The following is a 21,603-nucleotide window of genomic DNA, read 5'->3' as shown; positions in this document are numbered from 1 at the left end:
ACAAATAGCATCGACAGGATCGGCAAAGCGACCATAGTCGTCATATGGCGCTGCTGCCTGACCCGACGCCCCGGGAGCGACAGCACATCCTCATCTCGGTCGACGACCACGTCATCGAGCCACCCGACATGTTCGAAGGCCGCTTGCCGAAGGCGCTGGCCGACTGGGCGCCCAAGATCGTCGAGTCCGACGACGGCACTCAGGTCTGGAATTACGAAGGCCGCACCTATCCGAACATCGGTCTGAACGCTGTGATCGGTCGGCCTAAAGAAGAGTGGAGCATGGAGGCCGCCCGGTTCGACGAAATGCGCCCCGGCTGTTGGGATATCGACGCGAGGATCGCCGACATGGACCTGGCCGGCATCTGGGCATCGTTGAACTTCCCGTCGCTGATCGCCGGCTTCGCGGGAACGGTGTTCTGGAAGAGCGACGACCCCGAACTCGGCCTCGCCGTATTGCGTGCGTGGAACGACTGGCACCACGAGGTGTGGGCCGGCTCCTACCCCGACCGGATCATCCCACTGCAGCTGCCCTGGCTGGCCGACCCGCTCTTGGCCGCCGAGGAGCTGCGGCGCAACGCCGAACGCGGCTTCAAGGCCGTCAGCTTTCCCGAGCTACCCGCGCAGTGCGGCCTACCCAGCCTGCACACCGGCGCATGGGATCCGTTCTTGGCCGCGTGCGAGGAAACCGACACCGTCATCTGCCTGCACACCGGCTCCGCGCAGTGGGCACCGATTCCCGCGCCCGACACCCCGTTCGAGACCATCACCACACTGTTCCCCGTGAATGCCCTTGTCGCGACGGCAGATTGGCTGTGGTCAGGCATCCCGGTGCGCTTCCCGAAGCTGAACATCACGCTCGACGAGGGCGGCCTCGGCTGGGTGGCGATGCTCGCCGACCGCGCCGACTTCGTGCTTGCCCACTCCGCGTCGGGCGCCGAGGGCGGCGCGTGGAAAAGCGACCTGCTGCCCAGCGAAGTGCTGCGGCGCAACTTCTGGTTCTGCTCGATCGACGACCCGACGGCGTTCGGCACGCTTGACGCAATCGGCGCCGAACGCATCCTCATCGAGAGCGACTACCCGCATGCCGACTCGACGTGGCCCGACACCCAGCACGTCGTCGCGCGCAATGTCGCGAACCTGTCAGCCGACGACGCGGCCCGCATCACCCACCGCAACGCCGCCGAGTTGTTCCGCCACCCACTGCCCGACGAAGGATGGCTGGCATGCTCGACCTCCTGATCAAAGACGCCTCGATCGTCGACGGCACCGGCGCGCCCGCCCGGCACGGTGATGTGGGTGTGCGCGACGGCCGGATTGTCGCGGTCGGTGACGTCGACGAGCAGGCATCGAAAACCGTTGATGCGCAGGGTCAGACGCTCACACCTGGGTTTGTCGACCTGCACACGCACTACGACGCCCAGCTGTTCTGGGATCCGACCGCGAGCCCGTCGGTGCAACATGGCGTCACGACGGTGTTCGGCGGCAACTGCGGCTTCACGCTGGCTCCCGCCGGGCCCGAACAACAGGATTACCTCACTCGGATGCTGGCCCGCGTCGAGGGCATGCCGTTGGAAGCGCTGCGCGCCGGGCTGGACTGGCAGTGGTCGTCGTTCGGCGACTGGCTGGCCCGGCTCGACGGACGCACGGCCGTCAACGCCGGATTCCTGGTGGGCCACTCGGCGATTCGGCTGGCCGCGATGGGTGACGACGCGGTCGGTGGTGAGGCGTCTCGGGCGCAGATCGAAAAGATGGCCACGCTGCTCGGTGCTGCGCTGTCGGACGGTGCGCTGGGGTTGTCGACGTCGCAGTCGAACACCCACAACGACGGGTCGGGGCAACCGGTGCCGTCGCGCAGCGCGTCCCGCGACGAGTTGGTGGCGTTGGCGGCCGTCCTGCGTCAACATTCGGGCACACAGATGGAGGCGATCATCCCCGGCTGCCTGTCCGGCTTCACCGACGACGACATCGCGCTGCTGACCGATATGTCGCGGGCCGCCGACCGGCCGCTGAACTGGAACGTGCTCGGCGTCTCGGCCGCCAACCCCGAAGGCCACGAAAAGCAGTTGCGCGCATCGAAAGTCGCCGCCGAGCGTGGCGGCCGCATCGTCGCGCTGACGCTGCCGCATTCGTCGAAGATCCGGCTGTCGTTCTTGACCGGCTTCGTGCTGGACGGGCTGCCGGGCTGGCGCGAGACGATGCATCTGCCGGTGCCGGAGCGACTCAAGGCCCTCGCCGATCCCCAGGTGCGCAGGCGCCTCGACGAGGGTGCCCACTCCGAAGAGGCGGGAATCCTTCGCGGCCTTGCCAATTGGGAACGCCTGATCATCGTCGAGACGTTCGCGGCCCAGAACGACGACGCGACGGGCCGCACGGTCGGTGAAGTCGCGGCGGCGCGCGGGGGAGAACCGTTCGATGTGCTGCTGGACATCGTGATCGCAGACGAACTGCGGACAGGCTTGTCGCCGCGGCCCTTCGGTGACGATGAAGCGGACTGGAAGGCGCGCGCGCAGGTGTGGCGCAATAGGGACGCGGTGATCGGCGGTTCGGATGCAGGCGCGCATCTCGACATGATGTGCGGCGCGATCTACACGACGTCGTTGCTCGGCCATGGCGTGCGGGAGCACCAGGTGGTCACGTTGGAGGAAGCCGTCAGGCTGATCACCGATGTGCCGGCGCGACTGTACGGGCTGAAGGACCGCGGCCGCATCGCCGAAGGGTGGCATGCGGACCTGGTGATGTTCGACCCCGCGATCGTCGACCATGGGCCGGAGCTCACGCGCTACGACTTGCCTGCCGGCGCACCGCGTTTGGTCGCCGATGCCAAAGGCATCACATCGGTCTGGGTCGCCGGTACAGAGGTCTGCCGCGACGGCGTCGCAACCGGCGCGCTGCCGGGCACAGTTCTGCGATCAGGCCGTGACACGGAGACGGTGACTGCGTCGTGACGGAGTTCGACCCCGCCAAGCTGCAGGACGGGCTGCTGATGGCGGTCGAGAATGTGCACGAGAAGTTAAGGGTGGCACGGGAAAAGCATCGCGTGATGGTCGGCAACCCGATCGTCGAGACGCCGGCGCAGAACCTCGACATGGCAGGCGTCACGGTGCTCGGCTACGACGAGTGTCAGGCGGTGCTGACGGATTCTGAGCGGTTCTCGTCGTCGATCTACCAGAACATCATGGGCCCGGTGATGGGCAAGACGCTGCTGGAGCAGGAGGGCGACGAGCACCGGGCCAGCCGAGCGCTGGTGTCGCCGCTGTTTCGGGCGAAGCTGTTGGAGCGGTGGCGCGCCGAACTGGTCGAGGTGGTGGTGCACGAGCTGATCGACCGGTTCGCACCGCGAGGGCACGCAGATCTGGTGCGGGAGTTCACGTTTGCGTTTCCGGTGCAGGTGATTGCACGGTTGATGGGCCTGCCGCGGGAGGACTATGTGCGGTTTCAGCAGTTGTCGATCGAGCTGTTGAGTGTGGTCTACAACTGGGATGTCGGAATGGCGGCGTCGGCGACGCTCAAGGAGTACTTCGGGGAAATCTTGGCGCAACGGCGAAAGGATCCGCAGGACGACCTGATCAGCACGCTGGCCGAGTCGGAGATCGATGGCGAGCGACTGTCCGACGAGGAGATCTTCGCATTCCTGTTGTTGATCTTGCCTGCGGGAGTGGAGACGACGTATCGGGCGTCGGGGAATCTGTTGGTGGCGATGCTGACGGAGCCGGCGGAGCTGCAGGCGGTGCGGGACGACCGCACGCTGCTGCGGGGTGCGATCGAGGAGGCGCTGCGGTGGGAACCGCCGATCAGCACGGTGGTGCGCGTGGCCAAGAAGGACTGTGAGCTGGGCGGCATCAAGATCACCAGGGGGACGAACGTCAGTGTCAGCGTGGCGGCGGCCAACCGCGACCCGGCGCACTATCCGGATCCTGACCGGTTCGATCCGACGCGAAAGATTCTCGCGCACCTGACGTTTGGCGCGGGCCCGCACGTCTGCCTGGGCATGCCGCTGGCGCGGATGGAGACGACGGTGGCGATCAACGCTTTGCTCGACCGGCTGCCGGGCCTACATCTCGACCCGACGGCGCCCAAGCCGGTGATCAACGGCGTGGCATTCCGCTCGCCCGCGGCGTTGCCAGTGGTATTCACGGCCGCGTAATTGGCGATGTTCGAGATGCAAGCTGGTTAGCTGTGACATCCTGTGGCCGTGGCCGCGGGGGGACCGCCGTCTGGGGTCGTCACGTTCTTGTTCACCGACATCGAGGGCTCGACTCGTCGGTGGGAAGCCGATGCCGAAGGCATGCGGGCCGCATTGTCCGCACACGACGACGTCGTGAGCCACGCCATTGACGCGCACGACGGTTTCCTGTTCAGCCGTACGGGCGATGGCGTGGTCGCCGCGTTTGCCTCACCGAAGTCGGCCGTGGACGCAGCCGTCGCGGCGCAGCGAGCGCTGCAGTTGCCGGTACGGATGGGCCTGGCGACCGGGGCGGCCGAGCTTCGCGACGGGGACTACTTCGGTGTCGTACTGAATCGGGCCGCGCGGGTGATGTCGGCCGGCCACGGTGGTCAGATTCTGCTGGCCGACTCGACTGCCAACCAACTGAGCGGGTTGGACCTGCTCGACCTCGGGCTGCGGCGGCTGCGTGACGTGCCGACAGCCGTCAGAATATTTCAGCTTCAAGCACCGGGTTTGCGCTCGGAGTTCCCGCCGATAAAGGTGCTCGACGCGACGCCAGGGAATCTGCGGCCAGGGGTTACCAGCTTCGTCGGACGGGAGCTGGATCTCGTCGAACTGAAGAGCGCCGTGCGCGGACACCGGTTGGTGACGCTGACCGGTCCTGGCGGGGTTGGTAAGACCCGGCTGGCCACCGAGACCGCCGCTGCGTTGGTAAACGAATTCGCCGACGGTGTATGGCTTTTCGAACTTGCCGCGGTGAACGATGCTTCGGCGGTTCCTGATGCGGTCGCCGCGGTGCTGAATATCACGCAGCAGCCGGGCAAGAGCCTGCAGGATTCGATTGCCGTGGCACAGCACGGCAGAACCCGTCTACTGGTGTTCGACAATTGCGAACACGTCCTGGACGCCGCTGCCGACCTGATCGAAGCCATCCTCGACCAATCGGAAACCGTGAAGGTGTTGGCGACCAGTCGCGAGCGATTGGGTCTGGGCGATGAGCAACTGTGGCCGGTGTACTCGCTGGAAGTCGGTGACGGCATCGACTCCGAAGCCGTGGCACTCTTCGTCGAACGCGCCCGCAGCGTGTGGCCGCAGTTCGCATTGACCGAACCCGATGCGGTGATAGACGTCTGCCGCCACCTCGACGGCCTTCCGTTGGCCATCGAACTCGCTGCCTCACGGATGGCGTCGATGACCGCCAACGAGGTGCGTGATCGGCTGGATCACCGGTTCCATCTGCTGGTCGGCTCACGTCGTGACGTTCCGCATCATCAAAGTCTGCGCCATGCCGTGCACTGGTCCTACGATCTGCTGCGGGATGCCGAAAAGGCGCTGTTGGAACGGTGTTCGGTGTTTGCGGGCGGGTTCGATCTGCAAAGTGCCTGTGCGATAGGTGGATTCGCCGACGAGTACCTCGTGCTGGATCTGCTCGATGCGTTGGCGCGGAAGTCGCTGGTCGTCGTGAACCAGACAGCGGGGCACACGAGGTACTCGATGCTCGAGACCATTCGTCATTTCGCAGGCGAGCAACTGGTGAAAAGCGGTGCGGCTGACAAGGTTCGAGACGCACACGCACACCACTTCGCCGAGCGGGAGTCGGAGATCATGATGTTGTGGGACAGCCCGCAGCAGCGCGACGCCTACGCCTGGTTCGGCACCGAATTGGCCAATCTGCGCGTGGCGTTTCGGTGGGCGGCCGATCGTAACCTCGACGACGCCGCCGCCATTGCGACCTATGCGGGCATCCTCGGCTACATCGTCGAGAACCTCGAGCCGATCACATGGACGGAAGAACTTCTGGATGCTGCCCTAGCCAGCGATCATCCGCGGCTGGCGACGCTGTACGTGTTGTCGTCCATGTGCGGCCTGAAAGGCCGGATCGCTGACGCGGTTCGATACCGAGATGCGGCGATGGCTGAGATGACCCGCGGCGCTGAGGTGCTGTTCGGTTTCGAGTGTCTACTCGGTCGGTTGTATCTGTTGACGCGGGACGGCGAGGGCTGGGCGAACTGGTGTCGGCCCCGCCTCGCAGCCGGGCATGACGTGCGCGGACTTCTTCGCGCCGCGTTCGTGCTGTGCCAGATGATCGCCAGTGTGGCCGACGAGGCGTTGGCAGCCGCGAACGGCCTGATCGAGGTCGGCGAGGCGACCCACAATCCGCACGCGATCACGTTCACCCTGCTGGCTTATGGCTTCGCGCATCGCGACGTGGCGCCGCTCGTCGCATTGGACGCGCTGCGCCGCAGTAGGGCGATCGCGCACGACAACGGTGTTCGTGCCAACGAGTCGTTCGCCGCGATGAGTCTTGGTCGGCTCGAGGTCGAACATGGTGATCCGATCGCGGCGCTCGACTACGTCACCCTGGGCATTCGCCACTATTACGACTCGGGCAACACCGCACAGATTCGGATGCCGTTGGCCTGTCTGGCAGCGGTATTGGACCGATTGGGGCACTACGAACCGGCCGCGACGATTTCCGGCTTCACCGTCGACCCCTTGATCTCGTTTGCCGTTCCCGAGATCGACGACGCCGTCATGCACCTGCGCGGCGTTCTCGGCGACGACGCGTACGAATCGCTCGCCGCCGTGGGCGCGGCGATGACGCTTTCGGCGATGGCGACGTATGCATACGATCAGGCCGACCAAGCCCGGACACTTCTCTGCAACAACTAGCCGACTTATGCGACGTGGTAGCGCCGGTCAATGCTTGAATCGACAGACATGACCGCATCGACTGCACAAGTGCCGCCGCCGTCGGCCGCCGCGACCCGCCGGGCGATCTGGAACACGATCCGCGGATCGTTGGGCAACCTCGTCGAGTGGTACGACGTTTACGTCTACACCGTGTTCGCCTCGTATTTCGAGAAGCAGTTCTTCGCCGAGACCGACGAGAACTCGACGGTTTACATCTACGCGATCTTCGCGATCACGTTCGTGATGCGGCCCATCGGGTCGTGGTTCTTCGGGCGGTTTGCAGACCGCCGCGGTCGCCGGGCCGCCCTCACGGTCAGCGTGTCGCTGATGGCCGCCTGTTCGATGGTGGTCGCGCTGGTACCCGCGCGCTCGAGCATCGGCATCGCGGCGCCGATCATCCTGATCCTCGCCCGGTTGCTCCAGGGGTTCGCCACGGGCGGCGAGTACGGCACGTCGGCGACGTACATGTCGGAGGCGGCGACGCGGGAGCGCCGCGGCTTCTTCTCCTCGTTCCAGTACGTGACGCTGGTTGGCGGTCACGTGCTCGCTCAGTTCACGTTGCTCATCGTGTTGACCGCCTTCGACGACAAGCAGGTTCACGAGTTCGGCTGGCGGATCGGGTTCGCCATCGGCGGCGTGGCCGCGGTCGTGGTGTTCTGGCTGCGTCGCACGATGGACGAGTCGCTCAGCGAGGAAACCCTCGCAGCCGTCAGGGAGGGCAAGGACCCTGGTGCCGGCTCGATGCGAGAACTGTTGACGCGCTACTGGCGGCCGCTGCTGCTGTGCTTCCTGATCACGATGGGCGGCACCGTCGCGTTCTACACCTACAGCGTCAACGCACCCACCATCGTCAAGACGGCCTACAAATCGCAGGCGATGACCGCGACCTGGATCAACCTGATCGGCCTCATCTTCTTGATGCTGCTGCAGCCCGTCGGCGGAATCATCAGCGACAAGGTCGGCCGCAAACCGCTGTTGCTGTGGTTCGGTTTCGGCGGGCTGATCTACACCTATGTGCTGATCACCTATCTGCCCGAAACTCGTTCCCCGATAATGTCTTTCCTGCTGGTAGCCGTCGGGTACGTGATCCTGACCGGATACACGTCGATCAACGCGCTGGTGAAATCCGAGCTGTTCCCCGCCCACGTTCGGGCGCTCGGTGTCGGGGTCGGCTACGCGCTGGCGAACTCGATCTTCGGCGGCACCGCCCCGCTGATCTACCAGGCGCTCAAGGCGCGCGATCAGGTGCCGTTGTTCATCGGCTACGTGACGGTCTGCATCGCGGTCTCACTTGTCGTCTACGTCTTCTTCCTGAAGAACAAGTCTGAGACGTACCTCGACCGCGAGCAGGGAGCGGCGTTCCGCTGACCAAGGCCATTGCTGTTGGCGCCGTCGTGCTTGCACTCGCGACGGGGTGTTCAAGCGGGGCGGCAGTGCAGGCACCGGTCAGCGAAAGCGCAAAGCCCCCGCCTACAGCGGCTCCCCCGGCCGCGCAGGCTCCCGCCCCGGTCCCGCCGCCTAACCCCGCACCCACATATGACTTCGCACCGGTCTCGAAGCTGATCAACGACGCGATCGCGGCGCATGAGCTTCCGGGCGCAGTGCTGCTCGTCGGCCACGGTGGCACGGTCGTCTTCCAGCAGGCTTACGGGGACCGCAAGCTCGCAGGCGAGCCGGGCCTGGACGCATCGCCCGCGCCCGCAGAGCCGATGACCGAGGACACGATCTTCGACATGGCGTCGCTGACGAAACCCCTTGCCACCGCGACCGCCATCATGCAGCTCTACGAACAAGGCAAGGTGGCCTTCGACGATCCCGTGCAGCAGTATCTGCCCGGCTTCAATCCGGCCAACGATCCGCAGCGCGCAAAGGTGACCGTCCGGATGTTGCTGACGCACTTTTCGGGTGAAACAGGCGACGTCGACCTCAAGGATCCGTGGGGGCTCGACCGCCCCGACAAAGCCGAGGGCATTCGTCGTGCGCTCACCACGCCGCTGGAATCGGCTCCGGGAGAAGGCTTCCGTTACTCCGACATCAACTTCATTCTGCTTGGCGCGTTGGTCGAAAGCCTGACTGGCGAAACCGAAGACGTCTACGTAGAGCAGAACGTGTTCGCACCGCTTGGCATGGCAGACACGGGTTACTTGCCCGATAGCAGTCTGTTGCCGCGGATCGCACCGACAGCGCGTGACGAGGAAAACGCAGGCGACCCGAGTAAGAACCCCGACTTCGGCAATCTGCTGCGCGGCAGGGTGCATGACACGACGGCGCGGCGCATGGGTGGTGTGGCCGGGCATGCCGGTCTGTTCTCGACGGCGCAGGATATCGGCATCTACGCGCAGGCCCTGCTTGACCGGCTGGCGGGCCGGCCCAGCGAATTCCCACTCCAGCAAGCAACTTTGGAGTTGATGACGACTCCGCAGCAGCCTGGACACACAGCACAACAAATCGACAAGGCGAACGCCGCAACCCGAGAAGCCATCACAACAAAGCCGAACAAGGTCAATCCGCTACTCGCGCCGAACTATCCGGCGATCGCAGGACAGAATCTGCGCGGCTTCGGCTGGGATATCGACACCCGCCTTTCCGCGCCGCGGGGCCTGATCTTCCCGATCGGTAGCTTCGGGCACACCGGCTTCACGGGAACCACGGTGTGGCTGGATCCGGGCTCGGACACCTACGTCGTGCTGCTCTCGAACTCGATTCAGGTGCGCGGCAGCGCACCGATCCAGAATCTGCGCGGCGAAGTGGCGACGGCGACGGCCAAGGCGCTGCATCTGTACGGCACCTGACGATTGCATGCCTGCGAACCCCTCGGGTGTCCGGGAGCGACATGCTTTTGCGACGTGTCAACAAATGATGACAGTGCCGAAACGCGTGGTTACTAGCTGTAGGCCGTGCTGCCTTCGACGGGATGAGTCGTGCTGATCAGCTTGGCGAAGCAATGGTCGCGGTCGAATCCGTTGCTCCTGCACCACGCCAACGCCTCATCGGCGGTCGCAAACCCGGAATCCACGATTGTCACCCAGAATTCTGAACCCGAGAACGTTGACCAGTCGGCCGACCACAGCAGTCGAACGTTGGAGTAGGTCTGGCGAAGCTGTTGGTGCTCGGCCAGGATCGACGCGTTGGTCCACGTCTGTCCCTCTGCGACGAGACCGACGCGTTTGGAACTCAACTGCGGCACCCAGCGATCGGCAAGCTCGCTGAGTACGTAGGGCTGATCGCTCGCCGCGATGGAGCGCAATTGGCCTGCGGACTGGTCGGTCGGCGCCGGCGCCGGGAGTGGCTGTTCGGTATGTGGCTGCGCGGTGAGTGCCGTCGGTTCGATGATGTTGACCAAAAGCGATGGCACTGTGGTCTTTCCGCCGATTTGCGTGTCATATGTGACGGCTCCGGAAACCACGCCGTACATGGTCACGACGTCGTTTTCGACGATGTTGGCAACCATGCCGGCGTCGTGCGCGGTGACAAGGGTGTTCTGGTCGTAGTCACTGCGACTGTCCGCGGGGGCGGGTCCGGTGGCCGCGCGAAACGTTGTCGGGCCGGTCGCAGCGTCGAACTGCGTCACAACACCGTAGACGACGACCTTGCGACCGATCCACGAGTCGGGGTCCTTGGCCATCAGCGCGAACTCGCGTGCGCTGAGCGAAGCATACGTCGACCGGTCCAGGCGAGCGGTGTCTTCCGGGCGCCGTTGCTCGGTCGGCTCAGACTGCGTCGGAGTCATTCCACCGTTCGCGCTGGCGCCGGCAGAAGGCGACGGGCTGGAAGTAAGCGGTTGTTGTTGAGGGGACCGGCTGAACTGAAGACCAAGGAGTATCCCGACGGCCAGCACGAGAACGGTGACGACTCCCGCGATCGATCCGACAAGCAGCGGACTTCGCTTGGGACGTAAGTGATCTTGATCGTCGTAGCCGCTGGGCCAGGGGACGGCGTCTTGGTGCGGATCGGGATAGTGCGGATAGACCATGGGAGAGCCTTGCAAGATTGTTGTTGATCAGTGAGCGGACTGTCGCCCTGTCAACGACGGTAGAGCCAGACCCATGCAGACGTATCGGGTGTTTCCCTATGGTTTATTTGCTGGGAGATCAGCGCTCGAAGTGCTGATAGTCGACGGGAGTTGTCCAGTCACCGCCCCAGCGCCAGCCGCGATCGGTGAAGATACGAACGACAGGGTCTCCTGCGTGCAGGATTCCGGGGTCGGTGCGGTTGCGGTCGACGTACGGCGCGGCGGTCTTGGGTTGGATCGCGCCGGTTCGATCGATCTCGGGGTTGAGCAACGGGTTGAGGTCGATGGCACGGCCGAATGCGTGCTGGGACCAGTGGCCGGTACCGGGAATGTCGCGGCAGTTGAAGGCCGAGGTGTTGTTGTCCTCCATCGACAGTTCGTCGTCGGCGTCGGGGTAGTTGTCGACGGTGCGGATCTTGTCGATCGGATAGTGCAATGCGAGCAGCTGCCCGAAGATCGCGACCACGTCGGCCGCGAGGTCTTCGTTGACGATCAGGGCACCCCGGTGCGCTTGTCCGTCGAAGCCGAGGTAGTCGACTTCGACGCGGCGCAGCCGCCGCGGATCGATCGGGCAGCCGGGTCGCAAGCTGGGGCCGAGTTCGGCGGCGGTGACGGGCTGAATGGGAGCAGCGGCCGGCGGTGGCGTGGTGGCGGACGGTGCCTGCGCCGTTTGCGACGGAGGCGATGGCGCCGGCTCTGAGGCGCATTGCACGAGAACTGCACCGGCCAGTGTCAGCGCCGCGATCCGCCGGGCGCTGACTCGCGACGAGGCCTCACCGCGTCGTCTCAACTGAAAAACCCGCTGCCATCGGCGGTTTCATTTGACTGGTACAGATACGACAAGCCTAGCCTGCGTTGGCGGGTTCACATCGTTGCTGAGCACGGGCGGCCTGAACAATCGCGTCGGCCGTTTGGAACGCCGTGGTGTGCTGGTGCGCATCCATGACGGGCAGATCGGCGGCTTGGCGCAGCACCATGACCGCCAGAGCCATACTCGTTCCGCATGGCACGACGAGCAGTTGTGCCTTGGCGCGACTACCGGTGATGGTCATGACGCGCAGATGACGACTGTCCTCGCCGGGCATTGCCGGGACGCCGCGGCGATTGAGCAAGTCGAGATCGGCGACACCTTGCAGCGGCGACCAGTTGACGCCGATATCGACGACGTCGCCAAGCGGTTCGCGCAGAGCGTCAGTCAAGTCCGACAGCTCGCGAGCGAGCGAGACCGAGTGAGGCCACCATGCCCCGTCCAGGCCGCTGCCGAGCATCGATGTCAGCGTGAACCGAACCGGGCTGCGCAGGCGCCGTCCGTCTAGGACGCTGGTCACGCTGAGACTGCTTGGCGCGCAGGAAATTTGATGTACAAGATGGTTTGATCCACGGCAGCTTCCTTCAGTTGGACTCAGGCTACACCCATGGTGTTCCGACGCTGCATCCGGCTTCCAACTCATAACGAGCGCGAAAACCGTTGCAGCACAATCGAAGAGGTTTATCCAGCTATCCGTGCTACGCTGAGGGTGGATGCCTGTCGGCATTCGTTCAGAATGAGAGAAGTTGAAAAAGTATGACACAGGGAACTGTGAAGTGGTTTAACGGCGATAAGGGCTTCGGCTTCATCGCTCCTGACGGCGGCGCCAACGATGTGTTCGTCCACTACTCGGAGATCCAGGGCAGCGGGTTCAAATCGCTCGAGGAGAACCAGAGAGTCGAGTTCAATATCGAGCAGGGGGCCAGGGGCCCGCAGGCAGTCGGAGTGACAGCCGTCTAACAACGTCTAATCAATGTGGGCTGGTGGGTCGTTTTCCGCCAGCCCACAATGCGTTTGGGGGAGTTACCTATCCAGATCAGGCGGGATAGGCGTACCGTAGGGGTATATCGGCTGCATTCATCGCCGATAACTGACGTGCTACACAGTCAGAAACATTGACTCACCAAGACTCTTATTGGGAGTCGGCATCGACGTCCGTTCTTGACGTGATGCATAGATTCGGTGGTATGTCGTGCGCGACCGTTTGAGATCGCGTCGTCGCCGAGTCGAGTGAATTGGCCGTTTCGCGGTCAAGACGGGAGTGTCGTATGACACGACACGAAGGCCGGTCCGATTCGGACGGCCAACACCCAGGACCAGAGCAGACCCCGCGGTTGCGGTTGAAGCCGAAGGCGCCGGTATCCGGGCATGTCGACGGCGCGTGGTGGCCCCAGACCGACGACCTCGCCGCTGAGCTGCCGGATCTGCTGGCGGTGCTTTCGGTGCGGCTGGGCACCATCGATCGCGTGCTCTACAACCTGGCCGAATGGGCGCAGATGCCGAAGCGACTGACAACCGGCGGGCGAGCGGTGCGACTGGACGGCTACCGGCTACAGCCGGCCAACACCCTCCAGGTGGTGGGACTCGGCCGCGAGAAGATCTTGCTGCTGGTGGTGCCTCCGCACACCGATCCAGACATCGCGCACGACGCGATGATGACCGCGGCGGCTCCGAGCGATGTGACCACCGTGGGCGACTTGCTCGCGATCGGCGCGCATAGCGGAGGCGAAGCTGCTGACGACTATCACCGTTCGACATTTCGTCGGCGGGTACGGAGGCTCCGACCATGACAGTCATAGTGACGCTGCCCGACGGCGGAACCGACGAGTACATGCGGTCCGGTGATGCCTACGTCAAGAATCACGACGGCACGCTCGACGTCGTTCGTACCGGCGCCAAACATCCACACAGCTACGCGCAAGGGGATTGGACCGACGTCGAAGGAACTCAGAAGAGGTCGAAAAAGCGTTTCTGGGGATGATGATCGTCGCTGACAAACCTTTGCACACAACCAATTTGAGGACAAACTTTATGCAATCCACTGACCTGTTTTCGCATCCATACGTGCCCGAGGCCGCGTCGAAGGCCGAGCACGATTCGGAACCTGTTCAAGCTCCTGTCTTTTCCGACAGCGACGCCGAAAAAGCTTCGGCTGCCAAGGCGTCGGGATCAGGCCAATGACCGTGGGTGTATCGTCGAAGTAGTTGGGAACCCAGCCAGTCCGGGATGAGTCAGCCGCGTTGCCGCTGACCGCAAGGAGCAATCGCTCACGCCGGATATGCCGGTGACAACCACCAGTTGGGATCACCTTGACCACCCTTTTTACTCCTTCTTTGTCGACGTTTTCCGTTGGTTATCAAGGCTTTCCGGGCACGCCAAGTTTCGGAATATTGAGTACATACCCGCCGACGCCGTGCGGGCTGGCGACATTCTCCGCCGCGCTGGCAAGGGGATTGAGTGCCAATGGCGCCGAGGTCAGCGTCGTGCGACTCTCCGACGGACCGCGCTCGGAGAGCGCCCGGGTCATCGGAGAAATGGTCAACGGGTCACCAAGATCGGTGGCGGCATGCTCCGAGTTGCTGAACCAGACCGACGTTGCGGTCATCCAGCATGAGTACGGCATCTATGGAGGTGCCGACGGAGACGAAGTGGTGGACGTCATCGACGGGCTACGCGTCCCATCCATCGTGATCGCCCACACTGTCCTGAAAGACCCTACGCGACACCAACGTTCGGTCCTCGAAGCAGTTGCGGCCCGGGCGGATCAGATCGTCGTGATGTCCGACGCGGCCAACGAGCGGTTACGTAGTGGCTTTGACATCGACCACCGCAAAGTCACCACCATCCCGCATGGTGCGACCGTCCCGGCGAATGCCTCAGGCATCAGGGGCGGTCGACCAATGCTGTTGACGTGGGGTCTGATGGGTCCCGGCAAGGGCGTCGAGCGGGTGATCGAGGCGATGGGGTCGCTCAGTGATCTGCCGGGCCGGCCACGGTACTTGGTCGCGGGCCGAACGCATCCGAAGGTGCTGGCCGCCGATGGCGAGGCATACCGCGACGCGCGGATGGAACAGGCGCGCAGAAGCGGCGTCGCGGATTCGGTGCACTTCGATACCGGATACCGGAACGTAGCGACGCTGAGCGCACTCATCCAGACTGCGGCAGTCGTCGTCCTGCCCTACGACTCGACCGATCAGGTCACCTCCGGTGTTCTGGTCGACGCCATTGCCAGCGGCAGGCCCGTCGTGGCCACCGCGTTCCCGCACGCCGTGGAACTGCTTGCCAGTGGGGCAGGCATCGTCGTCCCGCACGACGATCCGGATGCGCTGGCCTCCGCGTTGCGCCGGGTGCTGACCCAGCCGCGGTTGGCCGGCGACATGGCGGCCGAGGCTCGCCGACTGGCACCCGAGATGGCCTGGCCGGTCGTCGCGAATGCCTATGTGACGGTGGCGCACCAGCTCCTCGCGCAACGGCGGGCAAGAGTATGACTGCGACGACATACCCTGAGCCGGTATTCAGCCACCTGCTGCGGCTGACGGACGAGCGAGGCACATTTGAGCACGCCCGGCTCGCCGAGCCGCTGCGTGAGCACGGCTACTGCACCGACGACGTGGCGCGCGTCCTTGTCGTTGCGACCCGAGACCACGGGACCGACCGCGCACTGAACGGTCTGGCCGGAGTAGCGCTGCGATTCCTGAACGACGCACAGGCGCTCACTGGTGCCTGTCGCAACCGATTGGACAGCGCGGGCAAGTGGCTCGACGAGCCCGCACTGGAAGATGCCTGGGGGCGCTGTGTCTGGGGTCTGGGCACCGCGGCCGCGCACAGCAATGTCGCCTGGGCCCGCCAGACGGCCATCATGCAGTTCGAGCGCGCCGCGCAGGCGAGGTCGGTATGGCCACGGGCGATGGCGTTCGCAGTGTTGGGCGCAGCCGAAGTCCTCGCCTTCGACCCCGAGCACCAAGCTGCTCGCTCGCTGATCGCCGACTATGCCGCCACGGTGCCCGATGCGAACGACGACGCGGCGTGGCCCTGGCCCGAGCCACGGCTCACATACGCGAACGGTGTCATCCCCGAGGCGATGATCGCCGCGGGTGCCGCGCTCGATGACTCGGCGCTGTGCCAGCGGGGCCTGGATCTGCTGGCCTGGCTGCTGGGCATCGAAACGTCAGACGGCCATCTGTCGCCGACGCCCGTCGCGGGCAGAGGCCCAGGGGACGCCAAGCCCGGCTTCGACCAACAGCCCATCGAGGTGTCCACGCTTGCCGATGCATGCACGCGTGCCGCCGCCGTTGACACCAACCAGATCTGGGGCGACGGGGTCATTGCCGCGGCGGCCTGGTTCATGGGCGACAACGACATCGCCGAGCCGATGTGGGACCCGCACACCGGTGGTGGATACGACGGACTGCACGCCGACCGGGTGAACACCAATCAGGGCGCGGAGTCGACCCTGGCGGTGATCTCGACTTTACAGCAGGCGCAACGTTTATCGACTGTGCTGCAATGACTTCCGTAGATGCCGGCTTGGTCACGCGTAGCCCGCATCGGCTTGCCGCTGACCGGTCCAGAGTGATCACCCGACTGTTCGTACCAGGACAGGAGGGTTTCGAGCACCAGGACTCGCGAACGGGCGCAGTACTGGCACGCATCTTGGCCCTCGACGAGGACGAGGTGCGTGCGTCGCTGAACGAAGTGGTCATCCGCTTTGACGGGCGTCATCGCGATCTGGCAGGCACCTGCCGCAGGCACGCCCGTGAAGTGGCCGATCGACTGGACCCTTCCGTTGACCTTTCCGACGCACGAATGTTGTTGCTGGGTGCGGTATTCACGAGTGAGTATGCGATCGAGGGTGCGGCTTTGTGCAACCCCAGCATGGTCGCTCACCCCGACCAGACCGGGGTCGCCTCGGGCAGTCTGCGATTCGTGATGAGCGTGCGGGGCATTGGCGAGGGTCATCGTTCGTCAATCGGATTCCGCACAGGCGTTGTCGACGAGACAGGTGACGTGACAATCGACGACCCGGGTCCGCTCGCCAGCGCCGGAGTCGTGGTGCCAACGTTGTTGGACGGTGCGGTGATGCGAAGTGAGCTGCGTCGGTTGCGTGGGGCCGGTGAGGCCGCCGATTACGTGCTCGATGCGCTCGGCGATCGGTTCACAAGATCCGACCTCGACGAGCAACTCGACAATCTTCAAACCCACCGGCGCACGCGTCGCCACGCTGCCGAGACGATTTCGCTGATACGGGCCATCGCAGAACGGACCTACGGCGTCGAATTCGCCGCTGACATCTCGCTGCCAGAGCGCATCCTGTGGCCTGCGATGAACGCAGAAGCCACCGGCATGGAGGACGCCCGATTCGTCCGGTTTGTCGACGACGACGGCTCTGTCACGTTCTATGCCAGCTACACCGCCTACAGCGGAACCCACATCAGCCAGCAACTGCTGGAGACCTCGGACTTCCGCACCTTCACGTCCACGCCGATGGTCGGCCATGCCGCGGCCAACAAGGGTCTGGCTCTGTTTCCACGCCGCATCAACGGTCGATTCGCCGCGATGTCCCGATCAGACCGCGAGTCGAATTCGATTGCGTTCTCGGATCATCCGTTCGAGTGGGCCGAGTCCGTTCCATGCCAGCAGCCCACGCGAGCGTGGGAGGCGCTGCAACTGGGAAACTGCGGCCCGCCCGTCGAAACCGAGGCCGGGTGGCTGGTGCTCACGCACGGCGTCGGCCCGATGCGCACCTATCGAATCGGGGCGATGCTGCTCGATCTCGAGGATCCGACGCGGATCGTCGGTCAGCTCCGCGACCCGCTGTTGAGTCCCGCTGCCGACGAGCAGGACGGCTACGTCCCCAATGTCGTCTACTCGTGCGGTGCGCTCGTGCATGCCGGAACACTGGTGCTGCCATACGGCATCGGCGACGCCGCAATCGGAGTCGCGACCGTGCCGCTGAGCGACTTGCTGGCGGCGCTTGACGCGGACTCGTCGAAGGAGTACACCGCTACGGAAAAGGGCGTAAGGTCGTAGTTATCGGGCAGCTCAATCGTGAGCGAACATGCCTGCTTGTAAAGGAAATTCGATGACTTCGCCAATTTCGTTCCGGACGCCTTACGACCTACGTGTCGAACTGGTCAGGGACACCATCACCGCTCATTCGAAACTTGGGGACAAGGCGGCAGGCGAACTCGCTGTGCACGTCCTGCACGCGCTGAACTCAATCCCCGAGAAGATGCGCTGAACGCCAAACAACGAATCACCCCTCGCGAAAACGTGATTCACGTCGGGGCGGGGTTCGTGGCAAAGGAACGTCCGCACGTGGTGGAGGCGTTGTCCACACTCACGTCCCATCTGGGAAGGTGGGATTCGCGCGACGTGGACGTAGAAGTCACCCTGCAGGACCGCGGCGGCAAGGAGCAGCGCGTCACACTGCGCACCACGCTGCCGGGCCTTCCGCAGCTGATCGCCGTTGCCGAGAACCCAGACATCACCCGCGCCCTCAATGACGCCAAGCGCGAGCTGATTCGACAACTCGAACACCAGAAGTCGGCGCGCGAACCGATGAACAACCGCCGGCTGCGGCGTGCGACGGAATCGGCGTTCGGCCAGCCGCCCGCCACTGCGGGCACATAGCGGCGCTGGCGGGAAATGCTTGCAGCACAGTCGATCTGGGATCTGAAGGCGGCGCACAGTAGCGGAGTCGTCGCGTTATTGCGCGTCCCCGGTTCCCTGCGCGACGACAGCGTGCGGGTAGGCATCGCCTCGGTGCTGAAACTTCAGGATGGTGGGATTGAGAACGACACCGTCGCGGATCTCGATGGCCCGGGAAATCGTCGAGCTGGACTTCCACATCGCCGGACCGGCAAGGATCGTCTCGAGGTGTGGCAACAACGCCTCGCTGATCTCCCAGGTGGCCGAGTTCCACAGGTATGACGGGCTGTGGTCGACGGCGTAGTAATGCACACCATTGGCCACCTCGACGACCGGGTGGGTGAACGAGGTCGGGTGCGCCCAGCTGAAGCCCATACCCACGTCGCAGGAGACGTCGACGATCAGACTCCCCGGAGCGAAAGCGTCCAACTCATCCTCGGTGACGAAGATCAGTGGCGCCGCGGGATCCTGCAATACGCAATTGACGACGATGTCGTTGTCGGCGAGAAATCGGGCCACCGGCATCACGCCGTCATCCGGGGTATCCGCCCAGGTCCGGCCGGGCGCGTCCTCGTCCTGCCCCATCTGGACAATCTGTGTGGACGGGATCGGCGAACCGACGGCGGCCACCTCGCGGTTGGTCAGCACGCGCACATCGTCCACGCCGTGGGCGTTCAACGCGGTGACCGCGCCTCTGGCCGTAGCCCCGAACCCGATGACCGATGCCCGCAGACGCCGGCCGTAGCTGCCGGTGATCCCGGCTAGTTGCATGGCGTGCAGTACGGAGCAGTACCCGGCGAGCTCGTTGTTCTTGTGAAAGACGTGCAGCCCGAATCCCCCGTCGGCCTGCCAGTGATTCATCGCCTCGAAGGCGATGAGCGTCAGCCGTCGGTCGATCGCAATCTGGGTCAGGGCGGTGTCCTGCACGCAGTGCGGCCAGCCCCAGACGATTTGTCCCACATTGAGTTCTGCCAAGTCCTCGGCCTGGACCTTGGGCAACAGAATGACCTCGCAGTCGGCGATGAGTTGTTCCCGCGTCCTGATGCCGCCGACCAGTCCGGCCAGCGCGTCATCCGTGGCGCCGAACTCCGCGCCATAGCCGTGCTCGAGGAAGATCTGCTGCCGAACCTGCTCGTCGATCCTGACGAAATGAGCCGGGTGAATCGGCAGTCTCCGCTCGTCCGGCTTACGCGAACGAGCTAGCACGCCTACCGAAAGCGATTGCGCCTCAGCGCTTCTTGGCATGAAGCAATGCCTCGGTCGCCGAGGTCCGAGCCAGCAGCTTGGCGTGCTTGGCGGCTCTCTTCTCTTTCAACGATTTTCCGGACTTCTTGCTCTCGGCATGTCGGGGAGATTTATCAGACATCGCTGACCCCTTGATCATGGGGCCTGGTTGGTCCCGATAACCCTGACGTTACTCGGTTGCCATTTGATGTTGGCGCACAACGTTGGTTTACCGCGTCGACAGCACGTACACTGAAGACACGCCGACGCGCTGCCGTCGTCTCGATCTCGGCCGGTGGTCCGCAATCCGCGGGTTCTCACACGAGCCCACCCATCACCATCGGACGGACCACTCTTGGCAATTGCGGACATCGCTGCGTACACGCATCTAAGTGAGGCGGATGTTACGGCCCTCGGGTACGAACTGGATACCATCCGCCGCGACATCGAGGAGTCACTCGGTGAAAGGGATGCGGCCTATATCCGGCGAACCATCAGGTTCCAAAGGACCCTCGACGTCGCGGCGCGCCTGCTGATCGGCTGCAGCAAGACACGCGCCGGCTGGCTGCTGGGGACCGCGTCGCTGGCATTCGCCAAAAGCGTCGAGAACATGGAAATCGGTCACAATGTCAGCCACGGCCAATGGGATTGGATGAACGATCCCGAGATTCACTCGAGCACGTGGGAGTGGGACATGGTCGCGGTCTCGTCGCAGTGGAGGTATTCGCACAACTATCGCCACCACGTGTTCAGCAATGTGGTCGGTGTGGACGACGACCTCGGCTTCGGCGTGATACGCGTGACCCGTGACGAGCCGTGGCAAGTTTCTCACTTGATACAGCCGCTTCGAAATCTTTTGTTGGCAATTGTTTTCGAGTGGGGCATCGCGCTTCACGGTGTCCACTCGGAGCGCGATCGGGCGGCCGAAGATGCCCAGAAGGTGGCCAGCGCAAGGGCGGCGCTGATGGGAAAGATCACCCGCCAAGCGGTCAAGGACTACGTGCTGATCCCGGCGCTGAGCCGTTCTCGCTGGCGAAGAACGCTTGCCGCAAACGCCTCGGCAAACCTTCTGCGGAACCTCTGGGCGTACGTGGTGATCTTCTGCGGGCATTTCCCGGATGGCGCAGAGAAATTCACTCCCGATGTACTCGAAAATGAAAGTCGAGCCGAGTGGTACCTGCGGCAGATGCTCGGTGCCGCGAACTTCAAAGCCGGCCCGCTGCTGGCGTTCTCGAGCGGCAACTTGTGCTACCAGATCGAGCACCACCTGTACCCAGACCTTCCGAGCAACCGCTACGCCGAGATCGCTGCGCGGGTGCGGGCGCTTTGCGACAAGTACGATCTGCCTTACACCACCGGTTCGCTTGCGCGCCAATACCTTTTGACGCTGCGGACCATCCACAAACTCGCGCTGCCCGACGAGTTTCTGCGGGCCACATCTGACGACGCACCGGAAACTGCGTCGGAACGCAAATTCGCCACCGGCGCCACGCCGGCTAGTCGGTCGGTTTTACCGATAAGAGGTCTACGGTCGGCGTTACAGGCGGGCGCGTCTTATAAGTGACCCAGACGAGCACGCCCGCGAGTGCCAACACCGCCAATGCGGTGACAAGTATCAAAACGATTGTGTTGCTGAGCATGCTCGTCCTTAAGATTGATCCGACGAGTCGGCTCGCGCCTGATGTTCGAGCCTGGTGTCGTGATCTCGATCGATGAACGCCAGCTTGCGGAGATGACGGGCGACAGCCCGGCGGGCATCGGCCGCGCGACTCGCGGCGGGCCACAGATCCGTTCGCAGTAGCCGCGATACGAGGGACTTCACCGCGTCGCCCGGTCGGCAATGTGGATGACAAGCATTCAAGGTCTCATATCTGCTGGTAGGCCCCCAGTACACGCTCGATTGAGGTCTTTGTCAACAGCGCCGACGGACCGGGCGGTCGATGAAATCGGCTGTGTCCCAACGATCTAGATTGTTACGGCGCAGAGCTGGACAGCCAAGGTAGACTGAAGACAGATCGCCGGTACTTCGTCATGCGACCGTTCAAGG

20 protein-coding genes are annotated in these 21,603 nt (G+C 64.0%); 15 read left to right on the top strand and 5 right to left on the bottom strand.

All coding sequences use genetic code 11. The features are described from left to right. Positions 1-44 precede the first annotated feature (44 nt). The 6 genes from GGC64_RS25220 to GGC64_RS25195 are packed head-to-tail and all read left to right on the top strand — an operon-like array spanning position 45 to position 9,653. Positions 45-1,241 carry an amidohydrolase family protein gene (locus GGC64_RS25220; protein ID WP_192725326.1) on the top strand — a complete coding sequence of 399 codons (1,197 nt, stop codon included), beginning with the start codon at positions 45-47 and terminating at the stop codon, positions 1,239-1,241. Then, complete coding sequence (locus GGC64_RS25215) at positions 1,226-2,947, top strand: amidohydrolase family protein (protein ID WP_192725325.1); 1,722 nt, start codon at positions 1,226-1,228, stop codon at positions 2,945-2,947. The genes GGC64_RS25220 and GGC64_RS25215 overlap by 16 nt, the downstream gene beginning before the upstream one ends. Next, entirely contained in the window at positions 2,944-4,146 is a 1,203-nt protein-coding gene (locus GGC64_RS25210) for a cytochrome P450 (RefSeq protein ID WP_370582323.1), read from the top strand. The genes GGC64_RS25215 and GGC64_RS25210 overlap by 4 nt, the downstream gene beginning before the upstream one ends. 48 nt (positions 4,147-4,194) lie before the next feature. Further along, positions 4,195-6,840, top strand: coding sequence for an adenylate/guanylate cyclase domain-containing protein (locus tag GGC64_RS25205; RefSeq protein ID WP_370582322.1), 2,646 nt, complete (start codon positions 4,195-4,197; stop codon positions 6,838-6,840). Positions 6,841-6,888: 48 nt separating this feature from the next. Next, complete coding sequence (locus GGC64_RS25200; protein WP_192725323.1) at positions 6,889-8,229, top strand: MFS transporter; 1,341 nt, start codon at positions 6,889-6,891, stop codon at positions 8,227-8,229. Positions 8,230-8,255: 26 nt separating this feature from the next. Further along, positions 8,256-9,653: a serine hydrolase domain-containing protein gene (locus tag GGC64_RS25195; protein ID WP_370582319.1), complete on the top strand. Its 1,398-nt coding sequence runs from the start codon at positions 8,256-8,258 to the stop codon at positions 9,651-9,653. Positions 9,654-9,745: 92 nt separating this feature from the next. Here the strand turns inward: GGC64_RS25195 and GGC64_RS25190 are convergent, their stop codons facing one another. The 3 genes from GGC64_RS25190 to GGC64_RS25180 all read right to left on the bottom strand — a co-directional run bounded on the left by GGC64_RS25190 (position 9,746) and on the right by GGC64_RS25180 (position 12,201). After that, positions 9,746-10,834, bottom strand: coding sequence for a hypothetical protein (locus GGC64_RS25190; RefSeq protein WP_192725322.1), 1,089 nt, complete (start codon positions 10,832-10,834; stop codon positions 9,746-9,748). A gap of 118 nt (positions 10,835-10,952) precedes the next feature. Further along, positions 10,953-11,663, bottom strand: a complete 711-nt coding sequence (locus GGC64_RS25185; protein ID WP_225952462.1) for a M15 family metallopeptidase — start codon at positions 11,661-11,663, stop codon at positions 10,953-10,955. A gap of 55 nt (positions 11,664-11,718) precedes the next feature. Then, positions 11,719-12,201, bottom strand: a complete 483-nt coding sequence (locus GGC64_RS25180; protein ID WP_370582318.1) for a DUF5994 family protein — start codon at positions 12,199-12,201, stop codon at positions 11,719-11,721. A 236-nt stretch (positions 12,202-12,437) separates the two neighbouring features. On the opposite strand from GGC64_RS25180, the gene GGC64_RS25175 reads away from it, so the two are divergent. The 8 genes from GGC64_RS25175 to GGC64_RS25140 all read left to right on the top strand — a co-directional run bounded on the left by GGC64_RS25175 (position 12,438) and on the right by GGC64_RS25140 (position 18,314). Continuing rightward, the gene (locus GGC64_RS25175; protein ID WP_192725321.1) at positions 12,438-12,641 is read left to right on the top strand and encodes a cold-shock protein; all 204 of its coding nucleotides are present in this window, start codon (positions 12,438-12,440) and stop codon (positions 12,639-12,641) included. A gap of 308 nt (positions 12,642-12,949) precedes the next feature. Further along, a complete protein-coding gene (locus GGC64_RS25170; protein ID WP_192725320.1) occupies positions 12,950-13,471 on the top strand; it encodes a DUF5994 family protein in 522 nt (173 codons plus the stop codon). Then, positions 13,468-13,662 carry a hypothetical protein gene (locus tag GGC64_RS25165; RefSeq protein ID WP_192725319.1) on the top strand — a complete coding sequence of 65 codons (195 nt, stop codon included), beginning with the start codon at positions 13,468-13,470 and terminating at the stop codon, positions 13,660-13,662. Before GGC64_RS25170 ends, GGC64_RS25165 begins: the two co-directional genes overlap by 4 nt. Positions 13,663-14,068: 406 nt before the next feature. Continuing rightward, positions 14,069-15,169 (top strand): glycosyltransferase, encoded by a 1,101-nt coding sequence (locus tag GGC64_RS25160; RefSeq protein WP_370582377.1) that lies wholly within the window; start codon positions 14,069-14,071, stop codon positions 15,167-15,169. Beyond that, positions 15,166-16,191, top strand: coding sequence for a glycosyltransferase (locus tag GGC64_RS25155; protein ID WP_192725317.1), 1,026 nt, complete (start codon positions 15,166-15,168; stop codon positions 16,189-16,191). Before GGC64_RS25160 ends, GGC64_RS25155 begins: the two co-directional genes overlap by 4 nt. After that, the gene (locus GGC64_RS25150; RefSeq protein ID WP_192725316.1) at positions 16,188-17,711 is read left to right on the top strand and encodes a glycoside hydrolase family 130 protein; all 1,524 of its coding nucleotides are present in this window, start codon (positions 16,188-16,190) and stop codon (positions 17,709-17,711) included. Before GGC64_RS25155 ends, GGC64_RS25150 begins: the two co-directional genes overlap by 4 nt. Positions 17,712-17,763: 52 nt before the next feature. Next, a complete protein-coding gene (locus GGC64_RS25145) occupies positions 17,764-17,922 on the top strand; it encodes a DUF6307 family protein (RefSeq protein ID WP_192725315.1) in 159 nt (52 codons plus the stop codon). 56 nt (positions 17,923-17,978) lie between these two features. After that, a complete protein-coding gene (locus GGC64_RS25140) occupies positions 17,979-18,314 on the top strand; it encodes a hypothetical protein (RefSeq protein ID WP_370582317.1) in 336 nt (111 codons plus the stop codon). A gap of 75 nt (positions 18,315-18,389) precedes the next feature. Here the strand turns inward: GGC64_RS25140 and GGC64_RS25135 are convergent, their stop codons facing one another. Then, positions 18,390-19,577: a N(5)-(carboxyethyl)ornithine synthase gene (locus GGC64_RS25135; RefSeq protein WP_192725314.1), complete on the bottom strand. Its 1,188-nt coding sequence runs from the start codon at positions 19,575-19,577 to the stop codon at positions 18,390-18,392. Next, complete coding sequence (locus GGC64_RS25130) at positions 19,561-19,698, bottom strand: hypothetical protein (protein ID WP_192725313.1); 138 nt, start codon at positions 19,696-19,698, stop codon at positions 19,561-19,563. The genes GGC64_RS25135 and GGC64_RS25130 overlap by 17 nt, the downstream gene beginning before the upstream one ends. Positions 19,699-19,911: 213 nt before the next feature. On the opposite strand from GGC64_RS25130, the gene GGC64_RS25125 reads away from it, so the two are divergent. After that, positions 19,912-21,120, top strand: coding sequence for a fatty acid desaturase (locus GGC64_RS25125; protein WP_192725312.1), 1,209 nt, complete (start codon positions 19,912-19,914; stop codon positions 21,118-21,120). The last annotated feature ends 483 nt before the right edge of the window (positions 21,121-21,603 follow it).

It is taken from the genome of Mycobacterium sp. OAS707 (assembly GCF_014873705.1).
GTDB lineage: Bacteria > Actinomycetota > Actinomycetes > Mycobacteriales > Mycobacteriaceae > Mycobacterium.
This window is presented reverse-complemented; position numbering and strand designations above follow the sequence as displayed.

What these genes read in the sequence shown, in the direction of transcription:
- GGC64_RS25130 (WP_192725313.1), bottom strand. Translation starts at nt 19,698, where the DNA reads ATGTCTGATAAATCTCCCCGACATGCCGAGAGCAAGAAGTCCGGAAAA.
- GGC64_RS25135 (WP_192725314.1), bottom strand. Translation starts at nt 19,577, where the DNA reads ATGCCAAGAAGCGCTGAGGCGCAATCGCTTTCGGTAGGCGTGCTAGCT.
- GGC64_RS25155 (WP_192725317.1), top strand. Translation starts at nt 15,166, where the DNA reads ATGACTGCGACGACATACCCTGAGCCGGTATTCAGCCACCTGCTGCGG.
- GGC64_RS25175 (WP_192725321.1), top strand. Translation starts at nt 12,438, where the DNA reads ATGACACAGGGAACTGTGAAGTGGTTTAACGGCGATAAGGGCTTCGGC.
- GGC64_RS25200 (WP_192725323.1), top strand. Translation starts at nt 6,889, where the DNA reads ATGACCGCATCGACTGCACAAGTGCCGCCGCCGTCGGCCGCCGCGACC.
- GGC64_RS25145 (WP_192725315.1), top strand. Translation starts at nt 17,764, where the DNA reads ATGACTTCGCCAATTTCGTTCCGGACGCCTTACGACCTACGTGTCGAA.
- GGC64_RS25190 (WP_192725322.1), bottom strand. Translation starts at nt 10,834, where the DNA reads ATGGTCTATCCGCACTATCCCGATCCGCACCAAGACGCCGTCCCCTGG.
- GGC64_RS25220 (WP_192725326.1), top strand. Translation starts at nt 45, where the DNA reads ATGGCGCTGCTGCCTGACCCGACGCCCCGGGAGCGACAGCACATCCTC.
- GGC64_RS25150 (WP_192725316.1), top strand. Translation starts at nt 16,188, where the DNA reads ATGACTTCCGTAGATGCCGGCTTGGTCACGCGTAGCCCGCATCGGCTT.
- GGC64_RS25165 (WP_192725319.1), top strand. Translation starts at nt 13,468, where the DNA reads ATGACAGTCATAGTGACGCTGCCCGACGGCGGAACCGACGAGTACATG.
- GGC64_RS25215 (WP_192725325.1), top strand. Translation starts at nt 1,226, where the DNA reads ATGCTCGACCTCCTGATCAAAGACGCCTCGATCGTCGACGGCACCGGC.
- GGC64_RS25170 (WP_192725320.1), top strand. Translation starts at nt 12,950, where the DNA reads ATGACACGACACGAAGGCCGGTCCGATTCGGACGGCCAACACCCAGGA.